Origin of the sequence: Micromonospora sp. NPDC051296, assembly GCF_040682255.1 — a bacterium.
Classification (GTDB): domain Bacteria; phylum Actinomycetota; class Actinomycetes; order Mycobacteriales; family Micromonosporaceae; genus Micromonospora; species Micromonospora craterilacus.
On sequence record NZ_JBFBAO010000662.1, the window covers coordinates 1 to 1423 of the forward strand.

General features: G+C 77.7%; 1 protein-coding gene. It reads right to left on the reverse strand.

Annotation, left to right across the window (positions count from 1 at the left end; all coding sequences use genetic code 11):
* A partial coding sequence (locus AB0M52_RS33950) for a hypothetical protein (RefSeq protein WP_363961988.1) occupies positions 1 to 1296 on the reverse strand: 1296 nt, incomplete at its 3' end.
* Between the last annotated feature and the right edge of the window lie 127 nt (positions 1297 to 1423).

The following is a 1423-nucleotide window of genomic DNA, read 5'->3' on the forward strand; positions in this document are numbered from 1 at the left end:
GCACGTCGCCGAGGTTCCACACGTCGGCCCGGTGGCGAGCGCGCCCACGGCGGCGAAGGCGTCGGCGGAGGCGCCGCCGGACCACCGGTACAGCTCCACGCTGCGGTCGGTCTGCCCCCGGTGGGCCAGGGCCGTCGCGGCGACGAGGGCGGCCTCGGCCCGCTCGGCCGGTGGTGCCGCGGTGAGCAGGCGGTCGGACAGCCGGAGCGCGAGGTCGAGGTCGCCGGCGAGGGCCGCCGCCCACGCCTGCCGGCCGGCGGCGGGCCGACCGGCGGTGGTGGCCGCGGCGAACAGCTGCGCCGCGAGCGCCGGTTCGACGGCGAGGGCCTCCTCCGCCGCCGCCTCCAGGGTGGCGGCCGGGCAGTCCCCGGCCACCCCGGCGGCGAGCAGCGAACGGACCAGGGGAAGCACCGGCGCGCCCCGGGTCACCTGTAGCTCGGTGAGCCGGCGCCAGATCTCGGTGCGGTCGGTGGCCGGGCTCAACGCGGTCACCGCCCGGCGCACCAGCGGGGTGAGCCGGCCGTCCGCGCCGACCAGCCCGGTCGCCCGGGTCTCGGTGACCAGCTCGTCGACGTCGGCCGGCTCGCGGTCGAGCAGGGCGGCCAGCACGTCGACCGGCAACGGCACGCCGGCGGCCAGGGCGATCAGCAGCCGCCGTGCGTCGGAGGCCAGGTGCTCCAGGTCGGGGCCGAACTGAAGGACGACCTGGCGGGGCGGTTCCGTCGGCAGGCCGGCGGCGGGGTCGTGTTCGCGCAGCGCGCGGACCAGCCACTCGACGTGCCGGGGCAGGCCGCCGGTCTGGGTGTGCACGAAGTCGACCACGTCCGGGTGCCGGCCGAGCCGGGGTACGGCGGCGAGGTAGGCGGCGGTGCGGGTACGGGCGAACGGGGTGAGCAGGATCAGCCGCCCGTCGCGGCGCAGCGTGTCGGTCAGCTCGACCAGCGCCGAGGTCCGGGGCCACGGCCGGTAGCTGACGGCGATCCGGTGCCGGCGGCCGGCCACCAGCCCACGCAGCGTCCGCAGCCGGGCGTCGTCGAGCAGGTGCGCGTCGTCGACCAGCAGCACCGAGTCGGGGTCGACGGCGGCGTCCCGCGCCGGGACGTCGGTCTGCACGGTGACGCCGGCGCGGGTGTAGACACCGGCCAGTTCGTGCAGGTACGCGGTGCGGCCGTGGCCGGCGGGGCCGGTCACACCGAGCGCGAGCGGGGCCGTCGGGTCGGCCGCGACCGCGTCGAGCAGGGCACACGGCTCGGTGTCGAGCACCAGCGGGCACTCCGCCACGCTGCTCATGATCATGGAGGTCATCCTTCGCGCCCCCGGCTGCGCACCAGCGTCCGGCGGGACGGTTTCGGCAGGTCCAGCGGGGTGAATCGGATCGGTGGGCGGGGTGGCGGTTCGTCGTGCGGCGGCTGGTTCTCGGCCG